Below are 14,174 nucleotides of genomic sequence, written 5' to 3' on the forward strand. Positions count from 1 at the left end.
ACTAGTATAACCACTCTTCACGCGCGATGGTAGGGGTGATTGGCAATCATCGCAGCAGCACGGTACAGCTGCTCGGCCACCACCAGCCGCACCAGCATGTGCGGCAGCGTCAGTGGCCCGATCGACCACTTCTCATCGGCCAATGCCGAGACTTCAGGCGAATGTCCTTCCGGGCCACCGATCAGGAAGGCCAGGTCCCTGCCCTGCCCACGCCAATGTTCCAGGCGCTGCGCCAGCTGCTCGGAACTGAGCTGGCGACCCGGCACGTCGAGCGCGACCACGTATGCATTCTTCGGCAATGCAGCGATCACCCGCTTGCCTTCGTCTTCGGTGGCGCGGCGCGGATCGCGGCCCTTGCCACGCAGACCGGGCTCGATTTCCACCAGCTCGAACGGCAGCCAGTGCGACAGCCGCTTCTGGTACTCGGCGAACCCCTGCGCGACCCAGCTGGGTGCGCGTTCACCGGTGGCTATCAGGCGCGCTTTCATCTATGGCATCTCCAAAACGTCGACGGCGCCATCGGCGCCGTCGAAGGGTGCAGCACTGCGTGGCTCAGGCCACTTCGTCGTCGCTGGGCGGCGGCTGGTCGCCAACCGTCCACAGGCGCTCAAGCGCGTAGAACTCGCGCACGCGCGGCAGCATCACGTGGACGATGACGTCGCCCAGATCAACCAGCACCCACTCGGCTTCGCGCTCGCCTTCCACGCCCAGCGGCATCACGTCGATATTCTTGGCGAAACGCACGACTTCGTCGGCAATCGACTTGACGTGGCGGGTCGAAGTACCCGAAACGACGATCATGTAATCGGCAACGCTGGACCGGCCGCGCACGTCGATCTCGACCAGGTCCTTGGCCTTCAGGTCTTCGGTGGCTTGGCGGACGCTGGCCAGCAGTTCCGGCACGGACGGCGGCGGGCTGGGCAGATCGACCTTGATGGTCTGGGGCTGGGTCTGGTTGCTCAAAGTGGATCGACTCGATAAACGTGGGGACGATTATACGGGCAAGCCGCAGCTGCGGCATTCACGGCGTGGAGGGGCGGTACAGCCCGTGGACGGCAACGTAGTCGGCCACCGTCGGCGGCAACAGCGCGCGCCAGGGCCCGCCGGAGGCGATCTGCGAGCGCACGGCGCTGGCTGATTCGGCGCGCAGCGGGTGGTGCAGGCGCAGGATGCGGCCGGCCGGGCTGGCGAACAGCGCCTGTTCGTTGTCGGCCCAGCGCCCCTCCAGGGCACGGCCCAGCGCGCCGTCAACCGAGGCCTGCAGCGGGCTTCCCGGTCGTTCGGCCACCACGAAATGAGCCAGCCCGAACAGGGCCTCCCATTCGTGCCAGCGGGGCAGGCCCAGCAGGCTGTCGGCGCCGACCAGCCAGGCCAGCGGCCGGCTCGGTCCCAGTTCGGCGCGCAGCTCGCGCAGGGTATCGACGGTGTAGGACGGGCGACCGGGGAAACGCGCCGCACGATCCAGCTCGCGGCGGTCCAGCAGCAGGCCGGGCTCGTCACCGATGGCCAGCGACAGCATGGTGCAGCGCTGCTCGGCGGTCGCACCGGGTACCGCGCGATGCGGCGGGTCGGCCGCCGGCAGCATGCGCACCGCCACCTGCAGTTCATCGCGGGCGGCACGCGCGATCGCCAGATGCCCGAGGTGCACCGGATCGAAGGTGCCCCCGTAATAGATCCGCAGGCTCATCGCTCAGGCCCGCGCCAGCAGGCGCACGGCACGCGGTTCGGCCACGGCCACCAGCAGGCGTTCCAGCGCCAGCCAGGCATCGCCGTCGGCCCGCCCCTTGGCGATGCGGTCGACCAGCCCGGCTTCGGCCACGAAGCGCTCCCAGCGCTTGCCTTCCGGGTGGCGCTGCAACGCACGCTTGTACGGCGCCTGGCGCGACTCCCAGATGCCACGCGACTTCATTTCGGCGGCCAGGTTGCCGCCCCGCGCCTGCACCCGGGCCAGACCGGCACCGGCCAACAGCTCGCGGATCACCATCGGCATCAGTGCGGCCACCGCTTCGCCTTCCCCGCGCAGGCCGGCCAGCATGCGCAGCACCGCCGGCGGCTGGCCGGAGAACGTCGCCTCCAGCAGCCGGAACACGTCGTAGCGGGCGGCATCGGCCACCAGCGATTCCATCCGTTCGACATCCAGCGGCTGGCCATCGGCCAGCAATGCCAGCTTGTCGATCTCCTGGGCAGCGGCCAGCAGGTTGCCTTCCACCCGCTCGGCCAGTCGCTGCACGGCGGCCGGGTCGGCCCGCAGGCCCTTGCCGCGCAGGCGGCGCTCGATCCAGTCCGGCAGCTCGTGCGGCTTGATCGCCCAGGCCACCGACAGCACGCCGATGCGGTTGACCGCCTCGGCCCACTTGCCCTGGTGGGCCTTGCTCCATTCGTTGGCGGTGATCATCAGCACCACATCCGGCGCCGGGTTGGCGCAGAACTGGCTGATCACCTCGGCGCCGTCCTTGCCCGGCTTGCCGCTGGGCAGGCGCACCTCGACCAGGCGACGGGCGCTGAACAGACTCGGCGCATTGAAGCTGGCGTCGAGCTGGTTCCAGTCGAAATCGCGGCCATCGGCGTCGAACACTTCGCGCTCGCCGATACCGGCGCCGCGTGCACGCGCGCGGATGGCGTCGGCCGCCTCCAGCACGCGCAGCGTCTCCGGGCCGGCAATCAGATAGACCGGCGCCAGTGCAACATCAGCGCCCTGGCTGGCCAGCTGCTCCGGACGCAGTTCCATCGTTCTTCGCCGCTCAGTGCTTGGCTGCGGGAACCGGCTCGGCCGGCACCGCGCCTTCGACGGGCTTGGCCTTCGGTGCCGACAGGCTGCCCCCCTTTTCAAGCTCGGCGCGGACCACGCTGTCGATGCGGCGGATGATCGATGCGGACATTTCCCGGCGCAGCTCATCAGCCAGGATCTCGCGCTCGGTGGTGGTGCCGGTGGCGTCGGTCGGCGGCGACACGTAGTCACGCGACAGCTCGATCACCTGCTGCGGCACCAGCTCGCTGCCGTCCTCGCGACGGAAGATGAAGATCACCGCGTAGCGCAGGCTGTACTCCTGCGCACGGCCCTGCGAATCGATGGCGATCGGCAGGTCGCCCCAGCGCTCGGACAGCACCTGCAGCTGGGTACTGGGCTGCTTGCTGTCCTCGTCGGCCAGCTTGGCGCCGGAGGCCAGCAGGCTGCGGTTGAGCAGCTTGACCAGTTCGCTGTACGGCGCGGTGGAAACCACCTTCACCGGCGCGGTGTCGGTCGGCAGCATCAGCTTGCTGCGCAGATGGAAACCGCAGCCGGCAAGGCCGAGGGCAAGAACGAGGGCAAGCAGGATTCGGGTCATGTAGACAGTCTGGCGGAGCCGGGCGATCACGGCAACACACAGCCTGCCCGAAGCCGCGTGAATGCAGGGCCATCAAGTGCATGGCCCGGCACCGGAAAGGCACCGGCCACCACGCGGATGGCCGGTGCGGGGTACATCAGGCGGCGACGATGTTCACGATCTTGCCCGGAACGATGATGATCTTGCGCACCGTCAGGCCTTCCAGGAACTTGGCCGCGTTCGGCTCGGCCAGGGCCAGCGCTTCAACCTGCTCGCGCGCGGCATCGGCCGCCACCTCGATGGTGCCACGCAGCTTGCCGTTGACCTGCACGGCCAGAGTCAACGCATCGCGCACCAGCGCGCCAGCGTCGGCCTGCGGGAACGGCTGGTCTTCCAGCAGCGTCTCGCCGTGGCCCAGCACCTGCCACAGGGCATGGCTGGCGTGCGGGGTGATCGGGTTCAGCAGCAGCACGATGGCCTGCAGCGCTTCCTGGCGCACCGCACGACCCTGCCCGCTGCCGTCCTCGAACTTGGCCAGCGCGTTCATCAGCTCCATCACTGCGGCAATGGCGGTGTTGAAGCTGTGGCGGCGGCCGTAGTCGTCGCCGACCTTGCCGATGGTTTCATGGGTCTTGCGGCGCAGCGCCTTCTGGTTGGCATCCAGCGCAGCGGCGTCCAGCGCCGGGGCGGCACCGTCGGCAGCGTGCTTCTGCACCTGGGCCCACAGGCGGCGCAGGAAGCGGGCCATGCCATCCACGCCGGCCTCGTTCCACTCCAGCGACTGCTCGGGCGGCGCGGCGAACATCGAGAACAGGCGCACGGTGTCGGCGCCGTACTTGCCGACCATGGCCTGCGGGTCCACGCCGTTGTTCTTCGACTTGGACATCTTCTCGGTGCCACCGACCACCACCGGCTGGCCATCGGCGATCAGGGTGGCACCGGTGATGCGGCCTCGCTCATCGCGCTGCACTTCCACATCGGCCGGGTTGATCCAGTCCTTCGAGCCGTCCGGGTTCGGGCGGTAATAGGTCTCGGCGATCACCATGCCCTGGCACAGCAGATTGCGCGCCGGCTCGTTGCTGTCGACCATCCGCGCGTCGCGCAGCAGCTTGTGATAGAAGCGGAAATACATCAGGTGCAGGATCGCGTGCTCGATGCCGCCGATGTACTGGTCGACCGGCAGCCAGTAGTTGCCGCGCTTGTCGACGGCATCACGCGCGCCCGGCGAGGTGTAGCGGGCGTAGTACCAGCTCGACTCCATGAAGGTGTCGAAGGTATCGGTCTCGCGCTCGGCCGCACCGCCGCACTCCGGGCAGGTGGTCTTGCGCCATTCCGGGTCGGTCTTGATCGGCGAACCGGTGCCGGAGAACGCCACGTCCTCCGGCAGCACCACCGGCAGCTGCTCTTCCGGCACCGGCACTGCACCGCACTTGGCGCAGTAGATCACCGGAATCGGACAGCCCCAGTAGCGCTGGCGGCTCACGCCCCAGTCGCGCAGGCGGTAGTTGACGCGGCGCTGGCCCTGGGCCTTGCGCTCGAATCGTTCGGCCAGGGCTTCGAAGGCGCCCTGGAAGTCCAGGCCGTCGAATTCGGCCGAGTTGACCAGTTCGGTCTGCCGGCTCTTGTCGCTGTACCAGTCCTGCCAGCGGCTGCCGTCCCAGCTGCGCTCTTCTTCGCTGCGCGCATCCTTCAGCGCGATCACCTGCTTGATCGGCAGCCCGTACTTGTTGGCCACTTCATTGTCGCGCTGGTCATGGCCCGGGACGGCCATCACCGCGCCGGTGCCGTAGCCCATCAGCACGAAGTTGGCGACCCAGACCGGCACCTGCTCGCCGGTGACCGGGTGCAGGGCGCGCAGGCCGGTGTCCATGCCGCGCTTTTCCTGGGTTTCCAGTTCAGCCTCGGACACGCCGCCCTGCTTCAGGTCGGCCAGCATCGCCGCCAGTTCCGGATTGTTCTTCGCCGCGTGCAGCGCCAGCGGGTGCTCGGCGGCGATCGACACGAAGGTCACGCCCATCACGGTGTCCGGGCGGGTGGTGAACACGCGCAGCGGGTCCAGCACACCGCCGTCCACGTCACGCACGTCGAACTGGATCTCCAGGCCCTCGGAACGGCCAATCCAGTTGCGCTGCATGGTCTTGACCGATTCCGGCCAGCCGTCCAGCTCGTCCAGGCCGTCCAGCAGCTCCTGGGCGTAGTCGGTGATGCGCAGGAACCACTGCGGGATCTCGCGCTTCTCGACCAGGGCGCCGGAGCGCCAGCCGCGGCCGTCGATCACCTGCTCGTTGGCCAGCACGGTCTGGTCGACCGGGTCCCAGTTCACCACCGCGTTGCGGCGGTAGGCCAGGCCCTTGCGCATCAGCCGGGTGAACATGCGCTGTTCGTGGACGTAATAGTCCGGACGGCAGGTGGCGAACTCGCGCGACCAGTCGATGGCATAGCCCAGCGACTGCAGCTGGCTGCGCATGTGGTCGATGTTCTTGTAGGTCCACGCCGCCGGCGCGGTCTTGTTCTTGATCGCGGCGTTTTCCGCCGGCAGGCCGAACGCATCCCAGCCCATCGGCTGCAGCACGTTGTGACCGGTCATGCGCTTGTAGCGGCTGATCACGTCACCGATGGTGTAGTTGCGCACGTGCCCCATGTGCAGCGCACCGGACGGGTACGGGAGCATCGACAGGCAGTAGTACTTCGGCTTGTCCGAAGTCTCGTCGACCTCGAAGGCACGGGTGGCGTCCCAGTACTGCTGGGCGGCGGATTCAACCTGCTGCGGGTCGTAGGCGATGGGTTCAGCGCTGGTCATGGAACACGCGGATGCGGCGGCAAAGCGGTACAGCGTACCGCAGTGCGGCAAACGTCTCCAATCCTGCCTGCCGCGTGCAGGTGCCGCCCGTGCGCGGAGAGCGTCTCAGCGAGGCCGCGACAGAGGCAGGGCCAGGGCCAGCCAGACCGCCCAGCAGGCGAAAGCCACGCGTTGCGCCAGCGGTGCCGGCAGCACGCCCTGGGGGGCAAAGGCCGCCATTGCCGCCAGTACGGCACAGATGACCGCCACCCCGCCGAAGGCCTTGCCAGGACCCTGGCGCAGGTGGGAGATGCCCAGCAGCAGGGCGCCGGCGACAAATCCCAGCACCCAGATCATCCAGGCGCTGGCGTGCAGCTGGCTGGCCGGTCCATGCAGGTCATCCACGTCCAGCGGCAGCAGCCCCATCGCCGCAAAGGCCAGGCCGGCCAGCAGCAGCATCTGGCTGCCCACCCGCGGCGCCCAGCCGGCCGTGGCTGGAAGGCGGCGGCGCAGGCACTCGGCGGCCACTGCGGCCAGCACGCCGGGCAGCACGAAGCCCAGCAGATTGAACCCCAGCGCATGCGGCACGCCCCGTGCGCCCAGCAGGGCCACCGGGTGGCGCGCCTGCGCGTAGCCGTCCAGCGCCGCGCCGAAGCCCACCACGGCCAGGACGAAGATGGCTGCAGCAAGCAGCCCCCACCAACGATCACGCCGGAGCACGGACATCGCGCGGATTCACCAGAAGCGGAAGACCGGCCATTGTCGCGGCAACGATGCGGGGCGCCAAGCGGCGGCACATTTCAGAATCATTCGATATCCGCGCCGGCATGCCGCGCGCGATGCTCGGGGCATGGCAGTCCCGCCATGCAGGGAGACCTCCCATGATCCATCGCATCCTCGTCGCCGGCGTGGGCCTGGCCACCACGGCCCACGCCGGCGAGTTCCAGTGCTCGGCCTGGATCGGCGCCCCCAGCGCCACGGCACCGCCGAGCAGCAACTTCTTCGGGGGCCCCACCATCAAGGCGCCCGACGCCCGCACCGCGGCCGAGCTGTATCAGGCCCGCATCTCCGAAACGACGCTGCCGCTGAAGACCGGGCGCTGGATCGTGCATCACGTCCGCTGCGATGAGTTGAAGTAACCGCCAGCGCATCGAGGGCAGGCCCTGCGCCCGCCCTCTCCTGCCTGGAAGGGCGGCGGTTCGGGGCGACACCAAGGGTTGAGTCTGACATCGATCGTCACCATAGAATCGGTCTCCAGATGCCAGACGATGCCTCCCCCATGACCGAGACGACCTACGTATTCGACGCTACCACCGCGACCTTCGAGGCCGAAGTCCTGCAGAAGTCGCTGCAGACGCCGGTGCTGGTCGATTTCTGGGCCACCTGGTGCGGGCCGTGCAAGACCCTTGGCCCGATGCTGGAAAAGCTGGCGGCCGAATACAACGGCGCCTTCGAGCTGGCCAAGGTCGATGTCGACAAGGAACAGCAGATCGCGGCGGCGTTCCAGATCCGCTCGGTACCGACCGTATTCCTGGTCAAGGGTGGCCAGCTGGTGGACGGCTTCCCCGGCGCGATTCCGGAAGGCCAGCTGCGCGAGTTCCTGGCCCAGCACGGCATCGTGCCCGCCGACATCGGCGATGCCGCCGCCGAGGACGAAGCGCCCCTGGATCCGCAGGCGCAGGTGGACGTGTTGCGCGCGCAGATCGCCGCCGAGCCGGACAAGGATGAGCTCAAGCTCGACCTGGCCCTGGCCCTGCTGCAGATCGGCGGCGTGGATGAAGCCGGCACGCTGATCGACGGCCTGCCCGCCAACCTCGCCACCGACGACCGCGCCGTGCGTGCCCGCGCCCGCCTGTCCTTTGCGGCCGCGCTGAAGGACGCCCCCGCGGCCGAAGTGTTGGAGGCGCGCATCGCCGCCGACGGCAACGATCTCAAGGCGCGCCACCTGCGGGGTGTGCAGCTGCTGCTCGGCGGCCACGATGAGGCCGCACTGGCACAGTTCCTGGAAATGCTGCGGATCGATCGCACCTTTGGAGAAGGGTTGCCGCGCAAGGCCCTGATCGATGCCTTCAATGTGATCTCCGACGAGGACCTCGTTGGCCAGTACCGCCGCAGGATGGCCTCTCTGCTGTTCTGAACGGGAGCCCCCTTCGTTCAGAATCCCTGCACTGAACGCGGGCAATAATGCGCGAGATGGCGGCCGTTCGGCCGCCACGATCCGTTCGGGGGGATGAGGTCGGGGCCATCGGGTCTTGCAGCTGCACCCCCGCATTGCCGGGATTGCAAACTGTGACCTTCGTCCGCTCGCTGTCGTTCGCCAAGCGCTTCCAGGGCGCCATGCTGTGTGCCCTTCTCCTCCTGCTGCTGCCAGGCGTGGCCGGCGCCCAGGACTGGAATTACCGGGTCCGCCCCGGCGATACCCTGTGGGATCTGGGCGGCCTGTACCTGAAGCCCTCAGTACGCTGGCAACAGCTGCAACAGCACAACCGCATCGACAATCCCTATCGGTTGCCGCCCGGCCAGCTGCTGCGCTTCCCGATCAGCTGGCTGCGTACCGAGCCCGCACCGGCCCGCGTGCTGTCGGTTCGCGGCAAGGTCGAGCTGTCCGGCGCCGATGGCAGCGCCACGCGCGCGATCCTGGCGGGCGAGCAGCTGCGTATCGGTGACACCGTGCAGACCGAAGGCGAATCCAGCGTCACCCTCGAGTTCGCTGACGCTTCGCGCCTGCAGCTGCGTGAGTACTCGCGCCTGCGCCTGGACCAGCTCAGCCGCTATGGCCACACCGGCATGGTGGACACCCGCCTGCGCCTGCAGCAGGGCCGCGCCAGCAACCGGGTCACGCCCGCCCGTGGCCCGGCATCGCGCTACATCATCGATGCGCCCACCGCGACCAGCAGCGTGCGCGGCACCGTGTTCCGGGTCAGCGCCGGCGACGCCGGCCAGGTCGGTGCGACCGAAGTCCTGCAGGGCAAGGTGCAGGTTGGCAACACCCACGGGCAGCGCCTGGTCCGGCCGGGCCAGGCCACGCTCAGCGGCAGCGCCGACGCGGCACCGGACGCGGTCTCCCCGCTGCTGCCAGCACCGCAGCTGCGCAACGACGAACTGCGCCTGGCGCCGCTGCCGACGCTGCTGGCGTGGGCGCCGGTCACCGGCGCCGCGCACTACCGCGTGGAAGTGGTGCAGGCAGCCACACCGGAAATTCTGCTGTTCGCTGCCACCACCACCGATACCCGCCTGGCCATCGGCGACCTGCCGCCGGGCCAACTGCGCATCCTGCTGCGCGCGGTCGATACGCAGGGCGTGGAAGGCCTCGACGCCAGCGCCGATTTCGAACTCAGCGACCAGCCGCCACCGCCGATCACCATATCGCCGCTGCACGCGCAGACGGTCAACAGCGACCGCCCGCGCTTCCGCTGGAGCCAGGCCCCCGGCGCGCGCAGCAGTGTGCTGCAGATCGCCTCCGACCCCATGTTCCAGCAACCACTACAGGAACAGGCGACCCATGGCACCGACCTGCGCCTGGCGCAGCCACTGCCCCCGGGCCAGTACTTCTGGCGGGTCGCGTCGCGTGATGGCAATGGCCACCAGGGCCGCTACGGCCAGGCACTGCCACTGCAGCTGAGCAATGAACCGGTCGACCCGGCGCTGCAACCGCCGGAAGCCGCCCATGGTGAACTGACCCTGCGCTGGCAGGCCGGCAGCGAAGGCCAGCGCTACCGGGTGCAGGTCGATCGCCATGGCGATTTCAAGGCACCGCTGGTCGACGAAACCGTGGCCGAGCCGCAGGTCAGTTTCAAGCGGCCGTGGGGCGGCACCCTGCATGTGCGCGTGCAGTACATCGACGATGACGGCCATGCCGGCGAGTTTTCGCCCGCCCAGCAGGTCAAGCTGCCGTGCCGCCTGTGCTACGGCGCAGGCGGCGGCGCCGTGCTGCTCTGGTTGCTGTTGTGAGGCGTTCGCCACTGCCGTGGAGCAAGCGGATCGCACTGGCCCTGCTGGCCGGTGTGCTGACCGTGCTGGCCAGCCAGGGCCAATGGCTGTGGCGGCAGGACGAGACCGCCTACGACACGCTGGTCGGTGGCTGGGACTACCGCCCCGACCCCAGCGTGCTGATCGTGGCCATCGACGAAGGCAGTCTGCAACGCATCGGCCAATGGCCCTGGCCGCGCTCGATACACGCGCGCCTGCTGGACCGGTTGACCGATGCCGGTGCCGAGCGCGTCGCCCTGGACCTGATGCTGTCCGAACCGGATCGGCGCGACAGCCGCCAGGACGATGCGCTGGCGGCCGCCATCCGCCGCAATGGCCGGGTGGTGCTGCCGGTGCTGGCCGCGCCCGCTGCCGGTGACCGCATGGCCGAGGAAATGCTGCCGATCCCGCAGATCGCGGCCAGTGCCGCAGCCATCGGCCACACCGATGTCGAAGTGGATGGCGACGGCGTCGCCCGCGGTCTCTACCTGCATGCGGGCATCGGCCAGCCACATTGGCCGGCGCTGGGCCTGGCGTTGGCCGGCCTGCCGGCGGGCGCCGTGCACGGCCTGCCCGACCCCGACCCCGGAGTCGGCTCGCCCTATCAGTGGCGACGCGACGACTATGTGCGCGTGCGCTACGCCGGCCCGCCGGAGCGGTTGCCGCAGGTGTCCTACGCCGACGTGCTGGACGGCCACGTCGACATGGCGATGCTGCAGGGCCGCCGCATCGTGGTCGGTATGACCGCCAGCGGCATCGCGCCGCGCCTGCTGACACCGACCACCCGCGAATTCTGGATGAGCGGCAGCGAGTACCAGGCCAACATCGCCTCGATGCTGCTGCAGCACAAGCAGATCGATGTACTGCCCCCGGCATGGCAACAGGCCATCAGCTCGGTGCTGGTCGCACTGTGCGTTCTCCTGCTCGGCCTGCGCCTGCCCTGGCTTGCGGCGCTGGCGTCGTTGCCGGCGGCCCCATTGCTGAGCTGGGTGCTGCTGCGCAGCAGCGATCTGTGGTGGGCGCCGGCCACCGCGATGCTGGGCATTCTTTTGGTGCTTCTGGCGTGGGCGATCTGGCGGATCTCGGCCTGGCACCGCCAGGCCAACCGCGATGCGCTGACCGGCCTCGGCAATCGCCTGCGCTTCGAGCAGTCATTGCAGCAGGAATGCGACGCCGCGCGACGCAGCGGCAAGCCGCTGAGCCTGGCGTTGATCGACGTGGACCATTTCAAGCGTCACAACGACCTCCATGGCCACCAGGTGGGTGATCGCGTGCTGCGCGATGTCGCCCGCCTGATCGGCGCGCATGCGCGGCGCCCGCGCGACATGGCCGCGCGCTATGGCGGCGACGAATTCGCTCTGGTACTGCCGGATACACCGGCCGAAGGTGCGCGCCTGGTGATCGACGACCTGATCGCCTGCGTACGGGCACTGCCGTCCCCGGGTGACGGCGGCGGCGAGCGGGTCACCCTCACCATCGGTGTGTTCACCCGCGTGCCGGACGGAGAACTGCAACCGCATCATTTCGTCGAAGGCGCCGACACCGCCCTGTACCAGGCCAAGGCCAATGGCCGCGACGGGTTTGTGATCGACGGCGCGTGAGGCACCATGTGCACTGTGCCTGTAGAGTCGAGCTTGCTCGACTGCGCGCCCTTCATTCGAGCGGCCAACAACACCATGCGAATGGATACTCCCCCAGGGTTGATGCCAGACCCGCACGTACAGGGTTGGCCATGAGATACAGCGCTTATTGCCGGACATCCTCCTCATTCCGGATCAGGTGATCGTAGTAGCCCCGCTGCCACACCGGGCGTCCTTCACCGGAGTGCGCGTTGACCGCGATCGCCACCCTGGACTTGAGTGATTGCATGCAACGGCCAAGCGTACCTTCGCGCAACTGCAGAACCCAGTGCAGATGATCCGGCATCACCACCCAAGCCAATGACCGCGTGATCCCCTTGCAGTCGCTGCCTCGCGGCTCATCAGTCAAGGCATCCACGCATCGCGGGTCTGCAAAGACGCGTTGGCGTCCGGCAGTGACAGTGGTGACTACGTAGAAGCATCCGACCGTGGAGCATCGGCCGCGCAACAAGGCTGGGCTGGGCATACGGGCAGCATGGACCGCGGTTCACGGCCATACCTATCAGGAGACCCCGAAATGGCGATCAGACATTGTCTGAACTCGTTCGATTGAGGCCCGCTGGAAACAGTCGAGCAAGCTCGACTCTACTCTCGGCTGCCGTCACGCCAGAATCGCGATGATCCGTCAGCTGGTGCAACATACGCATGCGAATGGTTAGACTGCGGATCTCGCCCTGCGCCCCTGGACCCGCATGAACGCCCGCCTGTTCCGCTTTGGCATCAATCTCTGGCCGCCGTTCCTGTTCACCGGCATCCACGTCACCCGGGTCTCACCGGACTACCGGCAGATCGATGTCGAGCTGCGCCTGCGGCCCTGGAACCGCAACTACGTTGGCACCCACTTCGGCGGCAGCCTGTTCGCGATGACCGATCCGTTCTGGATGCTCGGCCTGCTGCACATCCTCGGCCGCGACTACTACGTGTGGGACCGCGCCGGTGCGATCGATTTCCTCAAGCCCGGCCGTGGCACCGTGCGCACCTCGTTCCGGATCGATGACGCGCTGCTGGACGAACTGCGCGCCGAAGCGGCCAGCGGCGAAAAGGTGCTGCGCTGGTTCAGCAACGACGTGGTTGATGAAAGTGGCGACGTGGTTGCGCAGGTGCGCAAGCAGGTCTACCTGCGGCTGAAGCCACACGCACGCTGAGCGTCAGTCGCGCGCCGTGGCCCCCGTGGCCGGCGAAGCCTGCAGCGGTACCGACAGCCAGGGGCTGTCGGCAGCGCTGCGCGATGGCGAGCGGCGCGGCACCTGCAGGCGGCTGCCATCGGCCGACAGCTGCGGGGCGCGCACCGGCGAGCGGAACTGCGCCGGCAGGCGCTGCAGCGCGTCGGCCGGATCATCTGCCTGCTGCCGCAGCCAGCGCTGCGCGCCAAGCAGCCGCAGCATCGCAGCGGCGTCCTGGGTGCGCGACGAATAGGCGGGATAGGCCGGTGCGGCGATATCCGTCAGCACGCAACCCATGATGTTCGACAGGCAACCGAAGTCACGCTGTGGCGGTGCCGGCACAGGCAACGGACGATCCGCTTCCAGTGCCGCCGTTGCCGCCGCGCCGCAGGCCCAACCGAGATTGCCGGCCACGCGTGCCAGGGTGCTGCTGCGGTCAAGAACCAGCACGCCACCGAATTCCCTCGACGAGGTTTCGATCGCCGCCCGGCTCATTGCGTACTCACCCTGCATTGCCCGGCACAGGCTCTGCTCGTCTGCCCGCATCGGCTGCATCGCCCGCGCGCATTCTGCTGGCAGCGGGTGGTCGGCTGGAAGTTCGACCAGCATGTCGGCCAGCAGCTGTGCATTGGCCTGGACCAGGCTGGCCCCGACGATGCTCTCGACCAGAGAGCTTCCACCGGGCACCAGCCGGCGTCCCAGCTGCAGCCCCAGGCAACTGCCGCGCAGGGCGCCATCCACATCGCCCTGTGCGTAGGCCAGCGCGCGGGCGCTGGTGGCGTCCATCACCAGGCCATAGGTCGGCAAGGGCACCAGAATGCCCTCGCCCTTCGGCTGGAACGGCGATACGAAATGGTCTGCCCCGGCCAACTGCTCCAGGCGCGCATGCAGCAGCTGGTGACCGGCGTGGGCGTCGGCAAACCGCTGCGGATCGGCGCGCACCTGCGCAAGGCAGCCGCTGGCGACCGGCCCGCAGCTGGCAGATGGGCGCGGGTGCAAGCCGCCGGGGGCGCTGGCCAGCTGAGGCTGGGGCTGGGGCTGGGTGACGTTATTACCATGCGGGTCGGCGTCCCAGCGCCGCACGTCTTCGGCCAGCGCCTGCTCGCGCTGGCGGGCGTCCAGGCCGTCAACGGCAAGCGTCCACAACTGCGCATAGCCATTGCGGCCGGGTGCCGGAAGGCGGGTCTCCAGCCGCTGCTGCGCCTGCAGCCGCGATTCAGGGATGGGCCACATGCGCGAGGCACACCACACGACGATGGCCAGCACCAGCAGGCCCAGCAGGGTCCAACCCAACCCACGCAGGATCTTCAACACAGCT

14 protein-coding genes are annotated in these 14,174 nt (G+C 68.6%); 5 read left to right on the forward strand and 9 right to left on the reverse strand.

From position 1 onward, the window contains the following. Window positions 1–17: 17 nt before the first annotated feature. From rlmH to AC5P7U_RS00380, 7 genes are all read right to left on the reverse strand, one after another. Complete coding sequence (gene rlmH, locus AC5P7U_RS00350; protein WP_005418108.1) at window positions 18–488, reverse strand: 23S rRNA (pseudouridine(1915)-N(3))-methyltransferase RlmH; 471 nt, start codon at window positions 486–488, stop codon at window positions 18–20. A 64-nt stretch (window positions 489–552) separates the two neighbouring features. Then, on the reverse strand, window positions 553–963 hold the full coding sequence (rsfS, locus tag AC5P7U_RS00355) for a ribosome silencing factor (protein ID WP_008265938.1): 411 nt from the start codon (window positions 961–963) through the stop codon (window positions 553–555). 58 nt (window positions 964–1,021) lie between these two features. Further along, entirely contained in the window at window positions 1,022–1,687 is a 666-nt protein-coding gene (nadD, locus tag AC5P7U_RS00360; protein ID WP_049457491.1) for a nicotinate-nucleotide adenylyltransferase, read from the reverse strand. Between the two features lie 3 nt (window positions 1,688–1,690). Then, the gene (holA, locus tag AC5P7U_RS00365) at window positions 1,691–2,728 is read right to left on the reverse strand and encodes a DNA polymerase III subunit delta (protein ID WP_008266587.1); all 1,038 of its coding nucleotides are present in this window, start codon (window positions 2,726–2,728) and stop codon (window positions 1,691–1,693) included. A gap of 13 nt (window positions 2,729–2,741) precedes the next feature. After that, the gene (locus tag AC5P7U_RS00370; protein ID WP_049457493.1) at window positions 2,742–3,326 is read right to left on the reverse strand and encodes an LPS-assembly lipoprotein LptE; all 585 of its coding nucleotides are present in this window, start codon (window positions 3,324–3,326) and stop codon (window positions 2,742–2,744) included. Window positions 3,327–3,462: 136 nt separating this feature from the next. Then, window positions 3,463–6,105: a leucine--tRNA ligase gene (leuS, locus tag AC5P7U_RS00375; RefSeq protein ID WP_197564628.1), complete on the reverse strand. Its 2,643-nt coding sequence runs from the start codon at window positions 6,103–6,105 to the stop codon at window positions 3,463–3,465. 105 nt (window positions 6,106–6,210) lie between these two features. Then, a complete protein-coding gene (locus AC5P7U_RS00380) occupies window positions 6,211–6,810 on the reverse strand; it encodes a DUF998 domain-containing protein (protein WP_049457494.1) in 600 nt (199 codons plus the stop codon). Between the two features lie 155 nt (window positions 6,811–6,965). Between AC5P7U_RS00380 and AC5P7U_RS00385 the strand changes: the two genes are divergently transcribed. The 4 genes from AC5P7U_RS00385 (at window position 6,966) to AC5P7U_RS00400 (ending at window position 11,654) form a co-directional block, all read left to right on the forward strand. After that, complete coding sequence (locus AC5P7U_RS00385) at window positions 6,966–7,223, forward strand: hypothetical protein (RefSeq protein WP_414555470.1); 258 nt, start codon at window positions 6,966–6,968, stop codon at window positions 7,221–7,223. 140 nt (window positions 7,224–7,363) lie between these two features. After that, entirely contained in the window at window positions 7,364–8,221 is an 858-nt protein-coding gene (gene trxA / locus AC5P7U_RS00390; RefSeq protein ID WP_414555469.1) for a thioredoxin, read from the forward strand. Window positions 8,222–8,373: 152 nt separating this feature from the next. Beyond that, window positions 8,374–10,035, forward strand: a complete 1,662-nt coding sequence (locus AC5P7U_RS00395; RefSeq protein ID WP_414555468.1) for a FecR family protein — start codon at window positions 8,374–8,376, stop codon at window positions 10,033–10,035. Continuing rightward, the gene (locus AC5P7U_RS00400) at window positions 10,032–11,654 is read left to right on the forward strand and encodes a CHASE2 domain-containing protein (protein ID WP_197564627.1); all 1,623 of its coding nucleotides are present in this window, start codon (window positions 10,032–10,034) and stop codon (window positions 11,652–11,654) included. The genes AC5P7U_RS00395 and AC5P7U_RS00400 overlap by 4 nt, the downstream gene beginning before the upstream one ends. Window positions 11,655–11,799: 145 nt before the next feature. Here the strand turns inward: AC5P7U_RS00400 and AC5P7U_RS00405 are convergent, their stop codons facing one another. Beyond that, window positions 11,800–12,159 (reverse strand): REP-associated tyrosine transposase, encoded by a 360-nt coding sequence (locus tag AC5P7U_RS00405; protein ID WP_414555465.1) that lies wholly within the window; start codon window positions 12,157–12,159, stop codon window positions 11,800–11,802. Window positions 12,160–12,385: 226 nt separating this feature from the next. Here AC5P7U_RS00405 and AC5P7U_RS00410 point away from each other — a divergent pair, with 226 nt between their 5' ends. Continuing rightward, window positions 12,386–12,838: a DUF4442 domain-containing protein gene (locus AC5P7U_RS00410; RefSeq protein ID WP_006460764.1), complete on the forward strand. Its 453-nt coding sequence runs from the start codon at window positions 12,386–12,388 to the stop codon at window positions 12,836–12,838. A 3-nt stretch (window positions 12,839–12,841) separates the two neighbouring features. Here the strand turns inward: AC5P7U_RS00410 and AC5P7U_RS00415 are convergent, their stop codons facing one another. Further along, the gene (locus AC5P7U_RS00415; RefSeq protein WP_197564626.1) at window positions 12,842–14,170 is read right to left on the reverse strand and encodes a hypothetical protein; all 1,329 of its coding nucleotides are present in this window, start codon (window positions 14,168–14,170) and stop codon (window positions 12,842–12,844) included. Between the last annotated feature and the right edge of the window lie 4 nt (window positions 14,171–14,174).

Source organism: Stenotrophomonas sp. YJH_SMC_57 (assembly GCF_059369755.1).

Excerpts from the sequence above, each read along its gene's own strand:
- rlmH (WP_005418108.1), bottom strand. The coding sequence starts at position 488 with ATGAAAGCGCGCCTGATAGCCACCGGTGAACGCGCACCCAGCTGGGTC.
- nadD (WP_049457491.1), bottom strand. The coding sequence starts at position 1,687 with ATGAGCCTGCGGATCTATTACGGGGGCACCTTCGATCCGGTGCACCTC.
- holA (WP_008266587.1), bottom strand. The coding sequence starts at position 2,728 with ATGGAACTGCGTCCGGAGCAGCTGGCCAGCCAGGGCGCTGATGTTGCA.
- AC5P7U_RS00370 (WP_049457493.1), bottom strand. The coding sequence starts at position 3,326 with ATGACCCGAATCCTGCTTGCCCTCGTTCTTGCCCTCGGCCTTGCCGGC.
- leuS (WP_197564628.1), bottom strand. The coding sequence starts at position 6,105 with ATGACCAGCGCTGAACCCATCGCCTACGACCCGCAGCAGGTTGAATCC.
- AC5P7U_RS00380 (WP_049457494.1), bottom strand. The coding sequence starts at position 6,810 with ATGTCCGTGCTCCGGCGTGATCGTTGGTGGGGGCTGCTTGCTGCAGCC.
- AC5P7U_RS00385 (WP_414555470.1), top strand. The coding sequence starts at position 6,966 with ATGATCCATCGCATCCTCGTCGCCGGCGTGGGCCTGGCCACCACGGCC.
- trxA (WP_414555469.1), top strand. The coding sequence starts at position 7,364 with ATGACCGAGACGACCTACGTATTCGACGCTACCACCGCGACCTTCGAG.
- AC5P7U_RS00405 (WP_414555465.1), bottom strand. The coding sequence starts at position 12,159 with ATGCCCAGCCCAGCCTTGTTGCGCGGCCGATGCTCCACGGTCGGATGC.
- AC5P7U_RS00410 (WP_006460764.1), top strand. The coding sequence starts at position 12,386 with ATGAACGCCCGCCTGTTCCGCTTTGGCATCAATCTCTGGCCGCCGTTC.